This is a genomic window from Methylopila capsulata, from assembly GCF_016907975.1.
Lineage (GTDB): Bacteria > Pseudomonadota > Alphaproteobacteria > Rhizobiales > Methylopilaceae > Methylopila > Methylopila capsulata.
On sequence record NZ_JAFBCY010000003.1, the window covers coordinates 632,326 to 653,128 of the forward strand.

17 protein-coding genes are annotated in these 20,803 nt (G+C 68.6%); 5 read left to right on the plus strand and 12 right to left on the minus strand.

Features of this window, described 5'->3' with window-relative positions; translation table 11 throughout:
* Positions 1–105 precede the first annotated feature (105 nt).
* From JOD31_RS14175 to JOD31_RS14190, 4 genes are all read left to right on the plus strand, one after another.
* Complete coding sequence (locus JOD31_RS14175; RefSeq protein WP_204950982.1) at positions 106–990, plus strand: helix-turn-helix domain-containing protein; 885 nt, start codon at positions 106–108, stop codon at positions 988–990.
* A gap of 188 nt (positions 991–1,178) precedes the next feature.
* The gene (paoA, locus tag JOD31_RS14180) at positions 1,179–1,832 is read left to right on the plus strand and encodes an aldehyde dehydrogenase iron-sulfur subunit PaoA (protein ID WP_204950983.1); all 654 of its coding nucleotides are present in this window, start codon (positions 1,179–1,181) and stop codon (positions 1,830–1,832) included.
* The gene (locus JOD31_RS14185; RefSeq protein WP_204950984.1) at positions 1,829–2,818 is read left to right on the plus strand and encodes an FAD binding domain-containing protein; all 990 of its coding nucleotides are present in this window, start codon (positions 1,829–1,831) and stop codon (positions 2,816–2,818) included. Before paoA ends, JOD31_RS14185 begins: the two co-directional genes overlap by 4 nt.
* 11 nt (positions 2,819–2,829) lie before the next feature.
* Complete coding sequence (locus JOD31_RS14190) at positions 2,830–4,950, plus strand: xanthine dehydrogenase family protein molybdopterin-binding subunit (protein ID WP_204950985.1); 2,121 nt, start codon at positions 2,830–2,832, stop codon at positions 4,948–4,950.
* 27 nt (positions 4,951–4,977) lie between these two features.
* On the opposite strand, the gene fhuB is transcribed toward JOD31_RS14190, so the two are convergent.
* The 3 genes from fhuB to JOD31_RS14205 form a co-directional block, all read right to left on the minus strand.
* Positions 4,978–6,921 carry a Fe(3+)-hydroxamate ABC transporter permease FhuB gene (gene fhuB, locus JOD31_RS14195; RefSeq protein ID WP_204950986.1) on the minus strand — a complete coding sequence of 648 codons (1,944 nt, stop codon included), beginning with the start codon at positions 6,919–6,921 and terminating at the stop codon, positions 4,978–4,980.
* Complete coding sequence (locus tag JOD31_RS14200; RefSeq protein WP_204950988.1) at positions 6,914–7,813, minus strand: ABC transporter substrate-binding protein; 900 nt, start codon at positions 7,811–7,813, stop codon at positions 6,914–6,916. Before JOD31_RS14200 ends, fhuB begins: the two co-directional genes overlap by 8 nt.
* A 70-nt stretch (positions 7,814–7,883) precedes the next feature.
* On the minus strand, positions 7,884–10,136 hold the full coding sequence (locus tag JOD31_RS14205; RefSeq protein WP_309299053.1) for a TonB-dependent siderophore receptor: 2,253 nt from the start codon (positions 10,134–10,136) through the stop codon (positions 7,884–7,886).
* A 248-nt stretch (positions 10,137–10,384) separates the two neighbouring features.
* On the opposite strand from JOD31_RS14205, the gene JOD31_RS14210 reads away from it, so the two are divergent.
* Positions 10,385–11,245, plus strand: a complete 861-nt coding sequence (locus JOD31_RS14210) for an AraC family transcriptional regulator (RefSeq protein WP_204950992.1) — start codon at positions 10,385–10,387, stop codon at positions 11,243–11,245.
* Positions 11,246–11,389: 144 nt separating this feature from the next.
* Here the strand turns inward: JOD31_RS14210 and JOD31_RS14215 are convergent, their stop codons facing one another.
* The 9 genes from JOD31_RS14215 to JOD31_RS14255 form a co-directional block, all read right to left on the minus strand.
* Complete coding sequence (locus JOD31_RS14215) at positions 11,390–12,580, minus strand: calcium-binding protein (RefSeq protein ID WP_204950993.1); 1,191 nt, start codon at positions 12,578–12,580, stop codon at positions 11,390–11,392.
* Between the two features lie 698 nt (positions 12,581–13,278).
* On the minus strand, positions 13,279–13,599 hold the full coding sequence (locus tag JOD31_RS14220) for a hypothetical protein (protein ID WP_204950995.1): 321 nt from the start codon (positions 13,597–13,599) through the stop codon (positions 13,279–13,281).
* A gap of 165 nt (positions 13,600–13,764) precedes the next feature.
* Positions 13,765–14,223, minus strand: coding sequence for a Ros/MucR family transcriptional regulator (locus JOD31_RS14225; protein ID WP_020186491.1), 459 nt, complete (start codon positions 14,221–14,223; stop codon positions 13,765–13,767).
* 274 nt (positions 14,224–14,497) lie between these two features.
* Positions 14,498–15,805: an MFS transporter gene (locus JOD31_RS14230; RefSeq protein WP_271206189.1), complete on the minus strand. Its 1,308-nt coding sequence runs from the start codon at positions 15,803–15,805 to the stop codon at positions 14,498–14,500.
* A gap of 34 nt (positions 15,806–15,839) precedes the next feature.
* Positions 15,840–16,640 (minus strand): aldolase, encoded by an 801-nt coding sequence (locus JOD31_RS14235; RefSeq protein ID WP_204950997.1) that lies wholly within the window; start codon positions 16,638–16,640, stop codon positions 15,840–15,842.
* A 99-nt stretch (positions 16,641–16,739) separates the two neighbouring features.
* Positions 16,740–18,215, minus strand: coding sequence for an aldehyde dehydrogenase family protein (locus JOD31_RS14240; RefSeq protein ID WP_204950999.1), 1,476 nt, complete (start codon positions 18,213–18,215; stop codon positions 16,740–16,742).
* A 58-nt stretch (positions 18,216–18,273) separates the two neighbouring features.
* Positions 18,274–19,008, minus strand: coding sequence for an alpha/beta fold hydrolase (locus tag JOD31_RS14245; protein ID WP_204951009.1), 735 nt, complete (start codon positions 19,006–19,008; stop codon positions 18,274–18,276).
* Between the two features lie 2 nt (positions 19,009–19,010).
* Positions 19,011–19,829, minus strand: a complete 819-nt coding sequence (locus JOD31_RS14250) for a carbohydrate ABC transporter permease (RefSeq protein ID WP_204951011.1) — start codon at positions 19,827–19,829, stop codon at positions 19,011–19,013.
* A 14-nt stretch (positions 19,830–19,843) separates the two neighbouring features.
* Positions 19,844–20,767, minus strand: coding sequence for a carbohydrate ABC transporter permease (locus JOD31_RS14255; protein ID WP_246482505.1), 924 nt, complete (start codon positions 20,765–20,767; stop codon positions 19,844–19,846).
* Positions 20,768–20,803 lie beyond the last annotated feature (36 nt).

Genomic DNA, 20,803 nt, shown 5'->3' on the forward strand with positions numbered 1-20,803 from the left:
GAAGGGCCGCGCGTCGGCGCCCCCCGGCGCGCGGCCCGGCTCCGCTTCTCGCTCGCGCTTCGGCGCCCTACCTTCGGCCCGACGATCCGGCGGAAGGGTAGGACGATGCGGCCTCTGGTCGGCCACGGCAGGGTGACGGAACGGGGCGGCGCGGTCAGCGCGCCGGTCGAGCGACGCTGGGCCGGCGGCGCCGTCGCCTTCGACCGCCGCGCCTGGGTCTGCGACGACGCCACGTTGGACTGGACCTCGCCCTCGCACCTTATCGTCCTCACCGAAGCGGGCGGCACCGGCGCGACCGAAGTGCGCGTCGACGGCGGCGGCCCCTACGCCGGCCGCGACGCCCCGGGCGCCCTGAGTTTCGTGCCGGCGGGCGTGCGCCGTCGCGGGTCCTACCGGCGGGCGGACCTGTCCTACGCCGCGCTCTGGATCGACCCCGCCCTCGGCGAAACCCTGTCGGGCTGCGCAGGGCTCTCCGCGCCGCAGGCCTTCGTCAACGGCGAGGATCCGGTGATCGCCGCGCTGCTCACGGGTCTCCGCGACGCCGTCGGTGATGGGATCGATCCGGGAGCCGCCTACGTCGAGCACATGACGGCGCTGATCTTGCTGCGCCTGTCCGCGCTTGGCGGCGGCCCTCCCCCGACCGACGCCGGCGCCGCGCTCTCCCGCCGGGCGCTGGCCCGGATCGTCGACCACGTCGAAGACCATCTCGGCGACGACATCGCGCTCGTCGACCTCGCCGGGCTGCTCGACATGCCGGTGGACCGGTTCGCCCGCCGCTTCCGCGCCGCGATGGGCGTCGCGCCCTACGCCTATGTGCTGGAGCGGCGCGTGCGACGCGCGGAGAGACTGCTGGGCGAACGGCGGCGGAGCCTGGCGGAGATCGCCCTCGCCTGCGGTTTCTCCAGCCAGAGCCATTTCGCGACCGCCTTCCGGGAGCGCACCGGCCGCACGCCGGGCGCCTACCGCGCGGAGATCGCCGCGCGATCCTGAAATTTGCGCCCGGATCCTGGAAGCCGGCGCGGACCGTCCGATTTAGAACCGTTATGGACAGCGCCCGCACCCCGATGGGGGTCGGAACGCGACCGCATCCGCACAGGCGTCGCACGCGGCGTTCGCCCGGATGATTCCGATCGCGCTTCGCGCGGGCGGCCCGCACCGATCCGCGAGGACGCCGCAAGATGACCGAGACCGATTTCCTCCGCCTGTCACGCCGGGAGGTGCTGGAGGCGTCCGTGGCCGCCGCCGCCCTGGGCGTCTGCACGTCGGCGGCCGCCGCCCCTCCCGAGGCCGCGCCGGCGTTGGAAGGGGCGGCGCAGCCGACCTTCGAGGTGCGCTTCACTGTCAACGGGACGCCGAAGACGCTGAGCCTCGATCCCCGCACGACGCTGCTCGACGCGCTGCGCGAGCACCTCCACCTCACCGGCTCCAAGAAGGGCTGCGACCATGGCCAGTGCGGCGCCTGCACCGTGATGGTCGGCGGGCAGCGCATCAATTCCTGCCTGACGCTCGCGGTGATGCACGAGGGCGACGAAGTGACCACCATCGAGGGCCTTGGGGCCGCCGCCGACCTGCACCCGATGCAGGCCGCCTTCCTCCGCCACGACGGCTTCCAGTGCGGTTACTGCACGCCCGGCCAGATCTGCTCCAGCGTCGCAATGCTGAAGGAGGTCGAGGCGGGCTGGCCGAGCCACGTCACCGAGGACCTGGGCATCGCGATCGACCTCACCGACGCCGAGATCCGCGAGCGCATGAGCGGCAACCTCTGCCGTTGCGCCGCCTATCCCAACATCGTCGCCGCGATCCGCGACGCATCCGAGGGAGGCGCCCTGTGACGCCCTTCACTTACGAACGCGCCATCGACGCGGCGGCCGCCGCGAGGGCGGTCGCGGAGCGTCCCGACGCGGCCTTCATCGCCGGCGGCACCAACCTCGTGGACCTGATGAAGCTCGGCGTGGCGCGGCCAAAGCACCTCGTCGACGTCTCGCGGCTGAAACTCGACACGATCGCCGAGTCCGAGGACGGCGGCCTCTTCATCGGCGCGCAGGTGAAGAACTCCGCGCTCGCCGCGGACGCCCGGGTGCGCGGGGCCTATCCCCTGCTGTCGCGCGCGCTGTTGGCCGGCGCTTCAGGACAGCTGCGGAACGCAGCCTCGACCGGCGGCAACCTGCTGCAACGGACGCGCTGCCCCTACTTCACCAACACGGCGACGCCCTGTAACAAGCGCTCGCCCGGCTCCGGCTGTTCGGCGCTCGGCGGCTTCAACCGCATCCACGCCGTGCTCGGCGCGAGCGACGCCTGCATCGCCACGCACCCCTCCGACATGGCGGTGGCGATGACCGCGCTCGACGCGCAGGTGCGTACGGTGACCGGCGACGGCGCCACGCGCGAGATCCCGATGTCCGGGCTTTATCGCGACCCGGCGCAGGGGCCCGAGGCGGAGACGGTGCTGACGCACGGCGAACTCATCACGGCGGTCAGGCTGCCCCCGCCGCCGCCCGGCCGGCAGGTCTACCGGAAGGTTCGCGACCGGGCGTCCTACGCCTTCGCGCTGGTGTCGGTGGCGGCGGTCGTCGACGCCCGCGACGGCCAGGTGCTGGGCGGCCGGCTCGCCCTCGGCGGCGTGGCGCACAAGCCGTGGCGCGTCTCCGAGGCCGAGCAGACGCTCGGCGCCGAGAGCCGGCCCGAGGCGAGCTTCGCTGCGGCGGCGGACGCGGCGCTGAAGGGCGCGCACGGCTACGGCGCGAACGACTTCAAGATCGATCTTGCGAAGCGGACGATCCGGCGCACCCTCGCCGACGCCGCCGGCGTGTCGTCGTGAGGAGGCCGGACATGGCTCTCGATATCTCCGCCAATCCCATCGGCCAGCCCGTCGACCGCATCGACGGCCGCCTGAAGGTTACGGGCGGCGCGCCCTACGCCTACGAGCACAGGCTCGAGCGGGCGCCGGCCTATGGCGTCATCGTCCCCGCGACCATCGCCAAGGGACGCGTCCGCGCGATCGACGCGGCGGGCGCGGAAGCTGCGCCCGGGGTGCTGCTGGTGATGACCCACCGCAACGCGCCGAAGCAGCCGGCGTTCGGCCCGCCGCGGGCGTCCGCGCGCTTCGCCCGCGCCAGGCCCTATCTCGGCGACGACCGCGTCCGGCACTGGGGCGAGCCGGTCGCCTTCGTCGTGGCCGAGACCTTCGAAGCCGCCCGCGCCGCGGCCGCGCTGGTGACGGTCGAGTACGAGGCCGAGACGCCCGCTCTGGGGCTGGAGCGGCATCTGAAGGCGGCCTATGCGCCGGAGACCATCAATGTCGGCATGAAGACCGACACGTCCGAGGGCGACTTCGAGGCGGCCTTCGCCGCCGGCCCCGTCACTGTGGACGCCACCTATCACGTCGCCCAACAGCACCACATGGCGCTGGAGCCGCACGCCGCGATCGCCTCCTGGGACGGGGACGAGGTGACGGTGCGGACCTCGGCCCAGAACGTCGCCAACACCCGCAAGGCGCTCGCGGCCACGCTCGAGATCCCGCTCGAGAAGGTGCGGATCATGAGCCCCTACGTCGGCGGCGGCTTCGGCGGCAAACTCGGCATGCGCGCCGAGGTCGTGCTCGCGGCCTTCGGCGCGCGGGCGCTGAAGCGGCCGGTGAAGGTGGCGCAGACCCGCCAGCAGGTGTTCTCGAACGTCGGCCATCGCCCGGAAGCCATCCAGAAGGTACGCCTGTCGGCGACGCGGGACGGCAGGCTGACGGGGGTGTCCCATGAGGTCTGGATGCAGTCCTCGCCGATCGAGGAGTTCGCCGAACAGACCGCGAGCTCCACCCGGGCGCTCTACGGCGCGCCGTCGATCCTGACGCGCCACCGGCTGGTCAATCTCGACATGCAGGGCGGCGAGCCGGTGCGGGCGCCGGGCGAGGCGCCCGGCCTCCTGGCGCTCGAAAGCGCCGTCGACGAACTCGCCCACAAGCTCGGCCTCGACCCGGTCGAGATGCGCATCCTGAACGACACGCAGATCGACCCGGAGAAGAAGGTCCCGTTCTCGTCGCGCAAGCTGGTCGAGTGCCTGCGCGAGGGCGCGGCCCGCTTCGGCTGGAGCGACCGTCCCAAGGCGCCGCGCGAACGCCGCGACGGGCCGACGCTGATCGGCTACGGCGTCGCGGCCGCGATCCGCCCGAACTACCTCGGCCCCTGCGCCGCGACCGTGCGCGTCGCCGAGGACCGCACCGTCCGGGTGCGCACCGACATGACCGACATCGGCACCGGCACCTACACGATCCTGGCGCAGGTGGCGGCCGAAGAGCTCGGCGTGCCGCTCAAGGCGGTGACGGTCGAATTGGGCGACAGCCGCTTCCCCGTGAGCCCCGGCTCCGGCGGCTCCTGGGGCGCGGCGAGCTCCGCCTCCGCGGTGCTGGACGCAGCGCGCAAGGTCAAGGCCGAGATGGCGCGCACCGACGAGGCGCGGGTGTTCGAGGCGACGGGCTCGGTGAAGGGCATGCGCGAGACCCAGTCCTACAAGGACTTCTCACAGTACTGCTTCGGAGCGCATTTCGCTGAGGTCGCGGTCGATGAGGACACCGGCGAGATCCGTCTGCGGCGGATGCTCGGCGCCTTCGCGGCCGGCCGGATCCTGAACGCCAAGACCGCCCGCTCCCAGATGATCGGCGGGATGATCTGGGGCGTGTCCTCGGCGCTGTTCGAAGAGGCGGTGGTCGATCCGCGCTTCGGCCACGTCGTCAACGGCGATCTCGGCGAGTACCACGTCGCCGCCCACGCCGACGTGCCGAACGTCGACGCCTTCTTCGTCGACGAGCACGACGACAAGGCGAACCCGCTGGGCGCCAAGGGCGTGGGCGAACTCGGCATCTGCGGCGCGGGGGCGGCCGTCGCGAACGCGGTGTTCAACGCCACCGGCGTGCGGGTGCGGGAGTTCCCGATCACGCTGGACAAGGTGCTTATCGGCTGACCGGGGCGAAGGCTGGATGCGCCGGCCTCACCGCGTGCGCAGCAGCCAGACGAGATAGGCGCCGCCGAGCAGCGACGCAAAGAGCCCGAGCGGCAGCTGGTAGGGGAAGATCACCGTGCGGGCCAGAAGGTCGGCCGTCACCATCAGGATCGCGCCGTTGAGCGCGCCGCCGGCGAGATGGGCGCTCGGCCGCGTCAGGCCGCTGGCGTAGGCCGCATGGGGCGCGACCAGCCCGACGAAGCTCAGCGGCCCGACGATGAGCGCCGCCGCGGCGGCGAGCAGGGCTGCGAGCGCGGTGAGCGCGAGGCGGGCGGGCTGCAGGCCGAGCCCGAGACTGCGGGCGACCGGCGCCCCGAGCGGCAGCACGTCGAGCCAGCGGCCGACGAAGGCGAGCGGCAGCGCGAGCGCAACCGCCGCCGCGCAGGCGACCAGCGCCTCATCCGGCCCGATGGCGCTGGTCGAGCCGGAGATCCAGCCGAGCAGCGCGAAGGCGCGGGTCGACGCCGTGGCGATCACCGCGTTCAACGCCGCGAGGCAGAGCGCGGAGAGGGTCGCGCCCGCGAGCAGGAAGCGCTCCGCCCCGACGCCCCGCGCTCCGGACATCGCCAGCATCAGCACGAGCGCCGCCAGCGCGCCGCAGGCGGAGCCCGCGAACCGCAGCGGCAACGCCGTGCTGGTGGCGAGCAGCATCACCACGGCGAGGCCAAGCCCGGCGCCGGCGCTGACGCCCAGCACCTCGGGGCTCGCCAGCGGGTTTCCCGTCATGCGCTGCACGATCACGCCCGCGGCCCCCAGCATGGCGCCGGCCGCCGCCGCCGCGGCCGTGCGCGGCCAACGGAACGGCCAGAGTTCGGCGAAGCCCGCGCCGGTCGCCGCATGCCAGCCGTCCGGCGCGCGGCCGAGGGCCACGGCGGCGAGCAGCACGAGGGCCGCGAGCGCGAGGAGCACGGCGAAGGTGCGCGCAGCCGGCCGGGACGACGCGCGCACGGGCCTTTGCGGGCGGTCGGCCATCTTGAGGCGCGGCAGCAGCCGCAGCATCAGCGGCGCGCCGAGCAGCGCGGTCGCGGCCCCGGTGGGGATCTGGTCGAAGCCGGCGGGCAGGCTCTGCACCGCGCCGTCCGCAAGCCACAGCAGCATGGCGCCCACGGCCGGCGAGGCGAGCAGGACGGCTTTTGTCGTCCGCGCCCCGGACAGCCGGGCGAGCGCCGGGCCGGCAAGCCCCACGAAGGCGATCAGCCCGACCTCCGCCGCGACCGTCGTCGCCAGCGCCACGCCAACGCCGAGCGCCGCAAGCCGGATCGCCGCGACCGGCGCGCCGAGGCCGCGCGCGCCGGCGTCCCCCGTCGCGATCACGCCGAGCGGCCGCGCCAGAAGCGCCGCGGGAAGGGCCGCGAGGGCGAGCGCCGCCGTGATCGCGCCGGCCGGGCCCCAGCTCTGCTGGCTGAGCGAACCGCCGCCCCAGATCAGCAGCGCGAACAGGTATTCGCCCTGCGACAGGATCAGCGCGGCGCTGAGCGAACTCGCGATCATCGCGACGATCATGCCGGTGAGGACGACGGAAACCGGATCGAGGCCGCGCCGCCAGGTCAGCGCCAGCACGGCCGCCACCGCTCCCGCGCCCCCCGCGAAGGCCGCCGCCTCGCGGCCCAGGCCGCCGAGCCCCGGCGCCAGCAGCGCGGCCAGCGTCAGCGCGAGCTGCGCGCCGGCGGAGACGCCGAGCGTCGCGGGCTCCGCCAGCGGATTGTCGAGCGCGGACTGCAGCAGCGCGCCGGCGAGCCCGAGCGCGGCGCCGGCGAGCAGCGCCGTCGCGGCCCGCGGGATCAGGCTGTAGAGCAGCAACAGGCGGTCGAGCTCGCTCGACGGCGTAAGTCCGGCGCCGAGATGCCGGCCGAGCGTCGCCGCCCACAGGGCCGCCGCGACGAGGCCGAGCAGGAGCCAGGGCGCCCATCCCCGGAGGCCCGCCTCACGCATGGTCGCGGCCCGCCAGAGCCTCGTCGAGCAGGCGCGCGAACCGGAGCGCCGCGGGCAGCGCGCCGAACGGATTGACCGGGCCGAGATCGATCACGCGCCCGCCCGCGACCTGGGGCATCGCGCGCCAGAACGCGCTCCCGTTGAGGCTCCTCAGAACGTCGGGCGGCGTCGGCCCGACGATGACGATCCAGGCCTCGGGCATGGCGGCGAGCGCTTCCAGTCCGACGCTCGCGACCGCCCCATAGGCGCTGCCACCCGCCCAGGCGGAGCGCAGGCCGAGCCGCGCCAGCACGTCGGCGAACAGGCTGTCGGCTCCGAAGGCGCGGAAATGCCTGATGTCACCGAAGTTCGTCATCAGGAATGGACGGTCGGCGAAGGGCGCGAGCCGCGCCCTTCGTTCGCCAAGCGCGGCGTCGGCCCGAGCGACCAGCGCCTCCGCTTCGGCCGCGCGGGACAGCCGCGCGCCCAGCGCCCGGCTTGCGGCTTCCGCCGCGGCGTAGGGCGACCGTCCGGGCTCGTAGATGGAAAAGCTCTCGACCGGCGCGACGCGCTCAAGCTGGGCGCGGTACTTCTCGTACCAGGGCGAGCTCAGGATCAGCTCCGGCCGCGCGTAAAGCAGCATCTCGGCGTTGATCTCGCCCCGCAGCCCGAGGTCCGCCACCTCGGCGGGCACGGCGGGTTCGATCGCGGCCCGGCGGAACAGCTTCAGTTCGGTCGCCGCGACGGGCGTGACGCCAAGCGCCAGCGCCGTCTCAAGCATCGCCCAATCGATCGCCGCCACTCGGAGGTTCGCGGCGCCGGCGGGAGCGACGAGGGAGCCGGCCAGACCCGTCGCCGCGAGCGACGTGATCAGCGCGCGCCGCGTGAGGCCTAAGGAGTATGGTCCGTTCAAGCGCCAAGCTCTTTCAAACGCACGAAGGGGCCGGCGAGCCGGCCCCTTCCACAGATAGCAGACGTTCAGCTCACCACGTGTAGCTCGCCTTGACCAACGCCCGGCGGCCCTCGCCATAGGAGCAGACGTTGATGCCCTGGCACCCCGACACGTAACGTTTGTCGAACAGGTTCGTCACGTTGAGGCTGACCTTGTAGGCGTCCCACTCGTAACGCGCCGCGACGTCGAACAGCGTGGCGGACGGGACCTTCACCGTGTTCGGCTGGGTGGCCTCCGACTTGCCGAGGTAGCGAACGCCGCCGCCCAGGCTCACGCCCTTCATCGCGCCAGTTGTGAAGGTGTAGTCGAGGAAGGCGGAGCCGATGATTTCGGGGACGAGATAGGGCTGTTCGCCCTTGAGCGACGTGCCTGTGTCTGACTGGCCCTTTAAGATTTTCAGCTGATAAGCCGTAAATGCGCCGATAAACTTCCAGTTCTCAGTCAGGTTCGCCTGCGCCTCGATCTCAAAACCGCGCGAGCGGACCTTACCAAGCTGGGTCTGCGCTTGGAACGGCCCGTTGACGACGTTCTCTTTCTCAAGGTCGAAGATCGCTGCGCTGACGAAGATCGGCAAAGTGCTCGGCGCATACTTTACGCCGACCTCATACTGCACGCCGGTTTCGGGCTTGAACAGCGTGCGGCGCGTTCCGCCAGTCACTGCGGTGATGTTCGAGCCAAGCAGTGGATTGAAGGTGCTTGCGACACTGACGTACGGGACGAGACCGCTGGAGAACTCATAGCCAAGCCCCGCACGCCCGCTGAACCGGCCCTTTTCGTAGGTCTTGTCCTCGCCAGTGTCGTTTAAGCCGCCGAAGGGCGAAGGCAGCCTTTTGAAGTTCGCGTCGGTCCAGATGCGATCATAGCGACCGTTCAGGGTCGCGATGAAGCCGCCGCCGAAACGGACTTGATCCTGCGCATAGACGCCGACTTGATGAAGGCTGGTGTTCTCATCGATGTAAGGGAAGGTACCGGGCTGAGCGTCGTTCAGATCGGGATTATGAACGTCGACCGACGTCGCAAAGGAGTTCGACGCCTGCACTTGGTCGATGTGATAGAACTTATAGTCGACGCCGAAGAGGAAGGTGTGATCGAGGCCGCCGGTCTCGAACTTGGCTGTCGCGCTATTGTCGGCGGTAAAGCTGACGGCCTCCGTATCGTGGTCAAAGCGGATGCGAGCGAGCTGCGTATTGCCGGCGCTAGGCCGATCGGCGAAGCCGTAGCCGAAGGGGTAGAGCTGGTCTTCCTTGACATGACCGTAGGCGAACCGAGCCTTGGAGTTCACGGTCCAAGTCGGATTCACCTCATGTCGGAGGTCGTAACCAAGCATAACTTGGCGGCGATCGAACCGGTCGATATCGGGATCGGAGTAGTTTTCCTTCCGGTTGATTCGTCCGAGGTCAATCGCGCCATCCAGGGAAGTTGCCCGCTTTACAGTCCCATAGTACGGCAAGAAATCGCCGCCGCCGTGGTTCTGGTCCATGTGCTGGTAGTTAGCATATACGGTCAGATCCGTGCCGGCATCAGGCGAATAGGTCGCGGAGCCTTGAATGACGCCGCGGATGCCGTCCTCATGCTTGCTGTAGCCGTCGCCGCCCTCCAGTTTGCCCGTGACACGGTACTTCCACACCGGCGGCAGCGGCGCGATCTTGCTTACGATTTCGTTCGGAATGGCTCTGTTGACGTCGAAGGCGACGAAGCCGGTAGGGTAGTTGTCGATCCCGACTTCGACCTCGTTGAAGTCGTAGTCCAGGGGGCGCTTGCTGACGTAGTTGATGATGCCGCCGATGTTGCCGCCGCCGTAGAGCGAAGACGACGCGCCGCGCAGCACTTCGACCCGCTCCAGTAGATAGCTGTCGGTGTAGAAATTGCCGAAGGCGAAGTTGGACAATTGCATGCCGTCGCGATAGACGCCGGTCTGCGTCGCGTCGAAGCCGCGGATGTAGAACCAGTTGTTGTCGCTGTCTTCGCCGAAAGGCTGGGCAAACACGCCGGCTGAATAGCGCACCGCCTCATCGGCCTTCTGGGTGCCAAGATCGTCCATCTGGCTACGTCCGACCACGCCGATCGACTGCGGGATCAGCTGAATCGGGGTGTCGGTCTTCGACCCCGTCGTCGTTGCGCGCGGGACGTAGCCGTCGACCGGGCCGGTTCCCGTCTGCACGCCGCGGCCGGTGACGGTAAGTTCGTCGAGGGCGACCGTCCCGCCGTCGGCGGCCTGCTGCGCGACGGCGGGAGCAACGAGGAGCGCGGACGCTGCAACCCCGATCAACAGTGCGCTCTTCAATCCAGCGCCGCGGCTCTTTCTCATCGTACGCCCATGTATTGTTAGTTTAGAGCGACTATAAAGAGCTAGATTAGAACTCTTAAAACAGATGCCGCCCATGGAGATTGTGTCCTAACAGCGGCATCTAGATTTTTATTGATCGTTTTTGCTTGAACGTTGTCGCCTTTTGGGCAGTTTCGCTGAATGCTGCGAAAGCGTCGCTGAGCGATGCCGCGCCGCAACAGTGCGGGCGCCAAAGGAGACGGGCGATGGCGGCCTTCCGACCGCGGATGGAGTCGCGGCGCGACGGGATCGAGGTCGTGGACGGCTGGCGACGCTCCGGCGCCTCAGGCTGCGTCGAGCTGTGGCGCGCGAACTGCGCGTCGGGCGCCAGCGGCGACTACGTTTCGCAAGACCCCCGACTGTTCGTGGTGCTCGAGCCGCTCGCGGCCCCGATGGCGTTCCGGGACGCAGGGCGGCAGGTCGCGGTGTCGACGGGCTCCGGCTTCAGCTTCGTGCCCGCGGGCGTGCGCCTGTCCTCCTGCTTCGCCGGCGCCACCTCGATCCTCCATCTCGACGTGCATCTGTCCGCCGAGTGGCTGCGCGAGATGATCGGAGAGGACGGCGCGCTCGCCGAACCCCGGCTGATGGCGAGCGACGAGCGCGCGCTCTCCCTGGCGCGGATGCTCGCCGCGGAATGCGCGAGCGCCACGCCCCTGCCCCCGCTCTACGGCGACAGCCTGACGGCCGCGCTGATCTCCGCCGCGATGGGCGCGACCGTCCCGGTCGCCCGCAAGCGCAGCGGCCTGCCTAAGCGCAAGCTCGACGCCGCCATCGGCTACATCGAGGCGAACTGCGGCCGCCCCATCCGTCTCCAGGAGCTCGCCGACCTCACGGGCATGACGCAGAGCCACTTCAGCCACGCCTTCAAGGCGGCGACCGGCGTGCCGCCGCACCGCTGGCAGATGCAGGCGCGCATACGCAAGGCGCAGGACCTGCTGAAGCGCAGCGACGCTTCGCTCACGGAGATCGCCGCCGAGACCGGGTTTTCGGACCAGCCGCATTTCACCCGCGTTTTCCGTCAGATCATCGGCCGGACCCCCGCCGCCTGGCGCGACGCCCCGGGCTGAGCCCAATCCCCGGGGCGCGCGCAGACCTCTCGACGCAATCGACGCCCCCTCGGCGCGCCGCCGCGGCCAAGCGAAAACGCCCCGCTCGGCCGAAGCCGGAAGCGGGGCGCCCATTCACCGGGGTTCGTTCGGTCTCGACGAAGACTAGAGGATGAAGTCGTCGGCGGTGACGCTGCCCAGGCCCGCGAGCTTGACCGAGAAGTCGGCCACGCGGTCGCCGTCGACGTCCGTGAACACAACAAGCGCGTTCTGATAGACTTGGTAGCGCACTTCGTCGCCGGCGCCGGTGAATTTCCCGGTGCCGATGAAGCTGAGGTCGTTGTTCGCGTCGAGGGCGCTGAGATTGATCTTGTCGCCCTCCGCCGAGCTGAAGTCGCTGATCGTGTCCCGGGTATCCGACGTCACGCCGCTGTCGGCGATGTTGTTGAAGATGAAGGTGTCGGCGCCCGTCTTTCCGAAGAGCACGTCGACGCCCCTGCCGCCTGTGAGCGCATCGTCGCCGGCGCCGCCCACGAGGCGGTCGTTTCCGCCGCCGCCCCGCAACTGGTCGTTGCCGGAGCCGCCGTGGAGGGTGTTGGCGCCCGAGTCGCCGACCAGCGTATCGTTGAACCCGGAGCCGACGACGTTCTGGATGTGAGTGTAGCTGTCGCCGGCGGCATGCCCGCCCGAGGCGGAGCCGGTCGTCAGGTTGATGCTGACCTTCGCGTTCGACGCGGTGTAGTCGAGGGTGTTCGACCCCGCGCCCCCGTCGATGGTGTCCGCTCCGGCGAGACCCGAGATCACGTCGTCGCCGTTGTACCCGAGTAGATGGTCTCCGCCGGAGCCGCCGCTCAGGTTGTCCGCGCCGCTGAAGGCCTGCGCGGGCAGGCTCGGCGTGGCGTCGAGATGAAGGTTGCCGATCGCCTCCGTGCCTTCGCCGCCGATCAGTCCGCTGACGAGGTCGAGCAACCCTGTGACCGTGCCGATCACCCCGCTCGCCTCGCTGCCGAAGTCGACGGTGACGGCGTCGCCGGCATAGCTTGCGACGACCCCGCCGCTGGCGTTGGTCACCGTGATCTGGTCGTAGTAGCCGCTGGCGCTCACCGTCCCTGCCAGCAGCGACCCGGTGAAGCTCGCGGTAAACTCGCCGATGTAATGATAGGTCAGACCGTTCGCCGTAAACGTGTATTCCGAGTACGTATCTTGAGCATTACCGGTCAGTATGCTCCCAGATGTACTTGTCCGATTGGCAAATGACTCCCCCGTCGACTGACCTGTGTTATCGATCCACAGATTTCGATTGTCGAAACCGGTTGAGCCTCCCGAAGTGTACGTTGACATTCTGCCCATCCCCATAGTTGTGCACTAATGTTGATCAGCAGATCACTAAGCGAATGATCGATTTCCTTATATGAAAGATGGCATTTGAATCGAAGTTGGAGGGAACTCGGGGGCGCTCAAAAAAGGGTGGGAGCGGAACCAATTACGCTGTTCGCTACACGATTGAATAATAAGGATTTTGGGGACCGCGAATTCCCACTGGGGTGCAATTTCCGGGCGGTTCAACTGCACAATCGCTGGCAAAGTTAGACTTTATAACTAGTCATTTGATCACTAGAACTGCGCGCGCGCCTTTGAAAAGTCGCCCTCGCCAAATGCCAAGTAAGATTTATCGGTCTGGATCGAATATTTAGATATTTACATAAACCAAAGCGAATTCAGCGCCTCGCATCACCCCGCCGCGATGAACCTCGAGCGGTTTCGGGTCAGATGAACGCGACGGTGTTTCAGGCTCCGCGGTCGCCCCGGGCTTGTCCCGGAACGACGGCGGGTTCAGTGGGTCAACGAGGCTCGAAACCGCTCTGATATACGTCAATATACGTCATCGAGACGATCTTAACGATCGACCGGCGCGCGTGCCGTCGCCTAGAGCCATGCCGGCCGCATAGGAGCGTAGCTTGTCGACAGTTGGGAATTGTCGTCGCCGGGCGACGCTTATCTCCAGTCGTCATCGGAACGGCGGCGTTCGCGGCGCATCTTCGCGCAAGAAATACTCAGGCGGCCAAGTCCAGCCGCTTATGGAAGTGATCCGCCAGGGCCGCGAAGAACAGCCGCTGCCGCTGAAGTTCGTCTTCCGTCGGCTGGCCGCGCTTGTTCTCGTCGACCGCCGCCAGCGAAACCGCCGCGGCGTCCAGCCGTTCGAACAGAGCTTCAAAGTAGCGCGGCACGTTGACCATCGGCGCGTTGATCAGCGGCTCGAGTTCATCCGCCAGCGTGGACACGCGGTCTTCGAGGTCCGCGGCGCCGCCAGCGGCGTAGGCGGCGGCCCGCGCCGCGACGAGTTCCATAGCCTCGCCGACGCTGATCGTGCCCATGGAGCGCTCCTCTATCGTGTTCATCCGACCACGATCGAAGCGCCTTCATGGTTTACGATCCGTTAACGCCCGGCCCGCCGGACGCCTGCGCCCGGCGGGAACAGCGGTCCGCCCAAAGGGCGACGGGCGAGCGCCGCGAGGGCGCTCGCCGACGCAGGACGTGGATTACGCCGCCTTCGCAGCGGGCTTGCGGCCGCGCTTGGCGGGAGCCGGCGCAGCGGCCGCGGCGGCGCGCTGCTGCCCGAGGCCCATCTTCTTCGCCAGTTCCGACCGTGCGGCCGCGTAGTTCGGGGCGACCATCGGATAGTCGGCCGGAAGGCCCCACTTCGCGCGGTAGTCCTCGGGGCTCATGTCGTACTTCGTGCGCAGGTGGCGCTTGAGCGACTTGAACTGCTTTCCGTCCTCGAGGCAGATGATGTAGTCCGGGCTGACGGACTTCTTCACCGGAACGGCGGGCTTCAGCTCGACGACCGGCTCTTCGACCTTGCCCTTCGCCGTTGCAGTGAGCGCGGCGTGAACGGACTGGATCAGGGCGGGAAGGTCGGCGGACGGCACAGAATTGTTGCCGACGTAAGCGCTCACGACATCTGCGGCGAGCGAAACGAAATCGGTCTCGTATTCCATTTTGGGGGAACTCCATATGAGATGGTGGTGAGATGATCCATCGGCGGCGCCAGCGCAATAGATATCTTTCGAACCGTTTGTCGCACAGCAAGATAATTGACTGATTCTGACGCGGCCTGCACTCGCAAATCGCCGTGACGTCCTGCCCGCACGCGACGACTGCATTGCGTTCGGCGCTTTCCAGGGCCGGCTTCCGCCAAACATCGCGTCGTTTGTTTCCGCAGATGTCCGGGGGAACTCTGCGCGTTCACGAGACGACGGCTTGCCGCGCCGATCAGTCGAGAGCGGCTGCTCGCAGACGTCCGTCCGACGCGGTCGCCGGCGCCTTCAACGTCATCAGGACCGGCAGCACCACGATCGCAACGACGCCGATCATCGCGCCAGGCGCCATCGCCCAGCCGGAGCGTTCGGTGAGAACATGCGCGAGATAGGGGGTGAGGCCGCCGAACACGGCCGTGGCCGTCGTGGCGCCGAGCGCGAGGCCGGTCAGCCGTCCCTCGCCCGGGAACTGCTCGGCGGTCGCGACCGCTCCGACCGCGCTGACCCCGCCCGCAAGGCCCGCCAGCACGACCGCGCCGAGGAGCGCCTGCGCCCCCGAGCCGCTGGCCATGAGCGCGAACAGAACGATCGGCAGGACCGCGCTGCCGACGCCCAGCGCCGTCAACACCGGCCTTCGCCCCCACCGGTCGGAGAGAGCGCCTGCGAGCGGCGTCACCAGGATCACCACCACGGCGGCGATCGTGGACAGCCACAGCGAGGCGCCCTCTGCGAAAGCTCCCGTCGAGGTGAGGAACGAGGGCACGTAGGTGATGCCGACGTAGTAGGTGATCGAGCCGAGCGCCGAGATCGCGAAGCCGCGGAAGATGCCGGCGCGATGATGGGCGAGCGCGTAGCGCAGCGGCTGCGCCGGGGTGCTTCCCAAGGCGCGCTGGCGTTCAAAATCCGGCGACTCGTGCATGGCCGAGCGCGCGATCCAGACGCTCCCCGCCAGCGCCGCGCCGACGAAGAAGGGGATGCGCCAGCCCCAGGCGTCGAGGTCGGCCGGGCTGAGCCAATGCACCGTCAGGGCGGACACGCCGGCCGCGAGCAAGGCGCCGATCTCGCTCGCCGCCGAGGCCGACGAGGTGATCAGACCGCGCCGCTCCGGAGGGGCGCCCTCTAGGAGGTAGGCCACGACGCCCACGTACTCGCCGCCGACGGAGAAGCTCATCACGCAGCGCAGCGCCAGCAGCATCCACGCCGCGGCGGGGCCGATCTGGGCGTGCGTCGGCAACAGGGCGGTGGCGAGCATCGCCGCCGTCATGACGGCGACCGACAGCAGCATCGCCCGCCTCCGCCCGAACCGATCGCCGATGTGGCCGAACACGACCGCGCCGAGCGGCCGCAGCAGATAGGCCACGGCGAAGCCCGCCAGAATGGCGGCCAGCGAGCCTTCGCCCGACCCGACGAACACCCGCGACAGCACCGTCGCGAAATAGAGGTAGAGCGTGAAGTCGTACCACTCGACGACGGTCGAGAACGCCGCGATCGCCATGGAGCCGCGCGACAGGGTTCGGGGCTCCACGTCGGCGGAGGCGGTCACGCCGGCGCTCGTCGGTAGCCTCTCGACCGCGGCGTCAACTCTTGTACTCCGGCTCCTGGCGGTCGAGCGTCCGCCGCACGGCCGCGAGGTGGAGCCGCGCCGACTCCGGATCGCCGTCGCGCATCTGGCGGTAGGCGGCCTCGGCGATCTCGGGGGCGACGGGCAGAACCGGCCGCCCCGTCGAGAGCGCGAGCGTCTGCGCTTCGCAGGCGCGCTCGAGGTAGTAGAGATCGTCCCAGGCCTCGGCGATCGTCGGTCCCAGCACCATCACGCCATGGTGCTTCATGAAGACGATGTCGGCGTCGCCCACCGCGGCGGCGATGCGGTCGCCCTCGCGCTCGTCCAGGGCGAGACCGTTGTAGTCCCGGTCGACGGTTGTCCGGCCATAGAACTTGAGCGCCGTCTGCCCCGCGAAGATCAGCGGCTCGCCCTCTGTCATGGAAAGCGCCGTGGCGTAGGGCATGTGGGTGTGGAACGCGACCCTGGCCCTCGGCACGCGCTTGTGGACGCGGGCGTGGATGTAGAAGGCGGTCGCCTCCGGCGCGCCCTCGCCCGACACCACGGCGCCGTGGAAGTCGCAGACGAGCAGCTTGGACGCCGTCAGTTCGCTGAAGGCGTAGCCGTAGGGGTTGACGATGAAGAGGTCGTCGTAGCCGGGAACGAGCGCCGAGAAGTGATTGCAGATGCCCTCCTCGAACCCGCACCGCGCCGCCATGCGGAAGCACGCCGCGAGATCGGCCTTGGCCTCCCAGACCGCCTCCGAGTCGAGGTCGGGCTGGTTGGCGCCGGCCTCAGACGCCTGAAGCGAACCATCGTGCGACAGCGAATGCGCCATGGGCATCGTCTCCTCCCGGCCAGAATGTCCCGCAGAGGTTCTGGGGCCGAGCCGCGGGGTTTCGAGTGCGCGCAAGGTTCCGTCGCGCCGCGGCGCGCTTTAGAACGGGAACTGCCGCTTGCCCATCTGCAGCGTCACCCACTTCACTTCCGTGAGCTCCTCGAGCGAATAGCGTCCGCCCTCGCGGCCGAAGCCGGAGTTCTTGACGCCGCCGAAGGGCACGTGGGGCTCATCCGAGATGGTGGTGTCGTTGACGTGCACCATGCCGGATTCGAGCCGCATCGAGAGATCGAGCGCCTTCTGCATGTCGTTGGTGATCAGCGCGGCGGAGAGGCCGTACTCGGTGTCGTTCGCGATGCGGAGCGCGTCCTCGGAGTCCTCGGCCCTGATGAGCGAGACCACGGGGCCGAAGCTCTCCTCGTGGTAGATCCGCATCTCGGGCGTGACGCCGGTCAGCACCGTTGGCTGGTAGAACTGCCCCTCGTGCGTGCCGCCGTACACGATGGCGGCGCCCTTCTCCGTGGCGTCCTTGAGCTGGCTGTCGATGAAGTCGCACTGGCGGGCGCGGATGAGCGGCCCGATGACCGTCTCCGGATCGCGCGGGTCGCCGACCTTGACGCCCGCGGTCTTGGCCTTGAACTTCTCCGCGAAGGCGTCGAACAGCGGCGCCTCGACGATGACCTTCGAGCTCGCCATGCAGACCTGCCCCTGGTGCAGGTAGACGCCGAAGGCCGCGGCGTCGACGGCGTAGTCGAGATCGGCGTCGGCGAGCACGATCAGCGGGCTCTTGCCACCCATCTCCAGGGTGAAGCGCTTGAGATGCGTCGCCGCCTGCACCGCGAGGTGGCGCCCCGTGCGGGTGGAGCCGGTGAAGGTGATCATCTTGACCCGCGGGTCGGCGATCAGCCGCTCGCCCACTTCGGCCGGAACGCCCGGCACGACGTTGAGCAGGCCGGCGGGAAGACCCGCCTCGTCGAACAGGTCGGCGATGATCGCGCCCGAGAGCGGGGTCTCCTCCGACGGCTTGAGGATGAAGGCGTTGCCGACCGCGAGCGCGTAGGCGATCTTCTTCATCGACAGCAGGAAGGGCGAATTGAACGGCGCGATGCCGGCGATGACGCCGAGGGGCTTGCGCACCGAGATCGATATCTGGCCGGGCATCGTCATCGGCATGGTCTCGCCCATGACGTGGCGGGCGTCGCCGGCCGCCACCCGCAGGGCGTCAACCACGTAGTCGATCTCCCACAGCGCCTTGGAGAACACCGAGCCGCACTCCTCGATCAGCAGGTCGCGGATCTCCGGCGTGCGGCGCACGATGACGTCGGCGGTCTTGAGCAGGATCGCCTCGCGCTCGCCCACCATCGCCGCGCCCCACTTCGCCTGGGCCGCGTGGGCGGAGGCGATCGCGGCGTCGACCTCTTCGACGCCGGCCTGCTGGGTGCGCGCGAAGACCTCGCCGGTCGCCGGGTTGACGTCGTCCGCAAGCATGTTGCGGGACGAGTCCGTCCACTTGCCGTCGATGAACAGCTTGTAGTGCGGCACGCCGTCGATGACGTCGAAGGCTGCGGGGTTCATGTCGGTCTCCTGCGAAGGTCACGGCCGATCCGCCGCGCGGAAGTGAAGATTAGCGCCGTCACGACGCGGCGACCTGTTCGAGAACAGCCGCGAGCATTTCGGGCGCGGATAGAAACGGAGAATGGTCGCCATCGAGATCGAAGACGCGCTCGCAGGGCGTATTTCCGAGCATCGCATCTTGATAGGCGAGCGATACGGCATTGTCCTTGAGGCCGCGGACATAAGCGCGCGGCACAAGCCCGAAGCGCTCGGGCGTCAGCCTGAGCGGCTCCCCATAGATCTTAGTGCGTTGGGGCCCAAGCCGCGCTGCGGCCCAGGCAGCGTCGTGGACCGCACAGGTGTTGTAGAAGACTTCGCGAGCCTTCTCGGCCGGGAAGCGCGCTTCGGCGCCATCGACCGAGACCACCATGTTCTTTAGCACGAGGTCGTCGACGTCGAGATGAGCGTTGGCGTCCAGGAAGCTTCCGAGGCTCTCGCCGTCGCGCAGCATTAAGCCGTTGACGTAGACGAGCGCCGAAAGCCGATGCGGACGGAGCTCCGCGACCTGCGCCGAGACGATGCCGCCCATGCTGTGTCCGACAAGGATCACGGGGCCCGCGATCCCGTCGATGACACCCGTGACGCGGGTAGCGTAGGACGCGAGATCGGCGTTCTCGATCGGCGAGGAATCTCCCCCACTGCCTGGAAGATTTGGCGTGATCGTTTCATGGCCGGCGGATTCCAGCAGCGGAGTAAGTCGCTCCCAACACCAGGCGCCGTGGAAAGAACCGTGGACGAGGACGAAGCGCGCCATCGTCACCCTTTCACGGCGCCGAGGGTCAGGCCGCGGACGATGTGCCGTTGCAACAGAAGAACCACCGCGAGCACCGGGAGCAGCGCCACGATGCCGACCACCGCGACCTCGCCCCAGCGCACGCCCTGCGCGGTGATGAGCTTCGGGATGGCGACGGGGAGCGTCTGGATGCGGTCGCCGCCGAGCATGAAGGCGAACAGGAACTCGTTCCACGCGAAGATGAAGCACAGCACCGCCGTCGCCACGATGCCGTTGCGCAGCAGCGGGAACACCACGCGCAGGAAGATCTGCGGCCGCGACCAGCCTTCGAGCGCGGCGGCTTCCTCGAGTTCGACCGGCAGGTCGCGGCAGAAGCTGCGCAGCACCCAGACGTAGAACGACAGGTTGAACGTCATGTAGGCGAGCGTCAGTCCCGCGAAGGTGTCGAGCAGGCCGACCTTGGTAAAGATAAGGTAGAACGGGATGACGAGGCACACCGGCGGCCCCATCCGGCTCGCCAGGATGAACAGGAACAGGTCGTCCTTGCCCCTCATCTCGAAGCGCGCGAAGGCGTAGGCCGCGGGCGTCCCGATCAGCACCACGAGCAGCGTCGAGACCGTGCACAGCACGAACGACGTCAGCAGGTTCCAGGCGAAGCCCTCGGCGATGACGTAGTCGAAGTTCGCGAGCGTCGGCGTGAACAGGAACTCGGTCGGCCGCGCGAACATCACGTCCGCCGGCTTCACCATCATCGTGGCCATCCACAGCACCGGGAACAGCAGCACCAGCGCATAGAGCACGGCGACCGTCGTCCAGAGCAGGCTTGTCTTGTTCGCGTTCATGGTCGTTCCGTCTCTCAGAAGGCGTTCAGCTTCTTCTTGGCGATCTGGTAGAACACGTTGCAGAAGACGAAGAACGCCGCCCAGACCAGCACGGCGAGCGCGGACGCCTCGCCGATGTTCCAGAACTCGAAGGTCATCTTGTAGGCCAGCACGCTCGGAGACTGCGTGGCGACGCCCGGGCCGCCGCCGGTCAGGATGAAGATCGTGTCGAACACCTTGAAGGCGTCGATCAGCCGGAGCAGGCCGATCACGGCCAGCAGCGGGACCATCATCGGCAGCGTGATCTTGAAGAACACTCGCAGCGTCGAGGCGCCGTCGACGGCCGCCGCGCGGTAGGGTCCGAGCGGCAGGGCCTGCAGCCCTGCGAAGAACGCCAGCATCATGAACGGCGACCACTGCCAGATGTCGACGAACATCAGCGCGTAGAGCGCAAGGTCGGGCGAGGCGAAGATCGACTGATCGCCGAGCCACCCGAACCGCTCCAGCAGATTGTACGAGATCAGGCCCCAGGAGCCGGCCAGCATGATCTTCCACAGCAGGCCGACGACCACCGGCGCCATCATGGTCGGGATGAACAGCAGCGGCACCAGCACGGAGCGACCGCGGACGCCCGAGTTGAGGATCAGCGCGCCGCCGAGGCCGATCATGAACTCGATCGGCACAGCGATCCCGACGAACAGCCCCGCGACCTTCAGCGAGTTCCAGAACTGCGGGTCCGCCAGCAGCTTCGCGTAGTTGTCGAAGCCGATGAAGTCGCCGACGCGGCCGTACTTGGCTTTATGGAAACTGAGGTAGATCGCGTAGACGAACGGAACCAGCGAGACCAGCAAGAGCGTGATCATCGTCGGCGCGATCAGCAGGTAGGGGTACCAGACTCCCCGGCCGGAGCGCCGCCTTTCGCGGGCCGGCGCGACGGCTGTGTCGGAGATCACGGACATGGCGAAGGTCCCGTTCGGGTCTCGGACCGAGGCCCC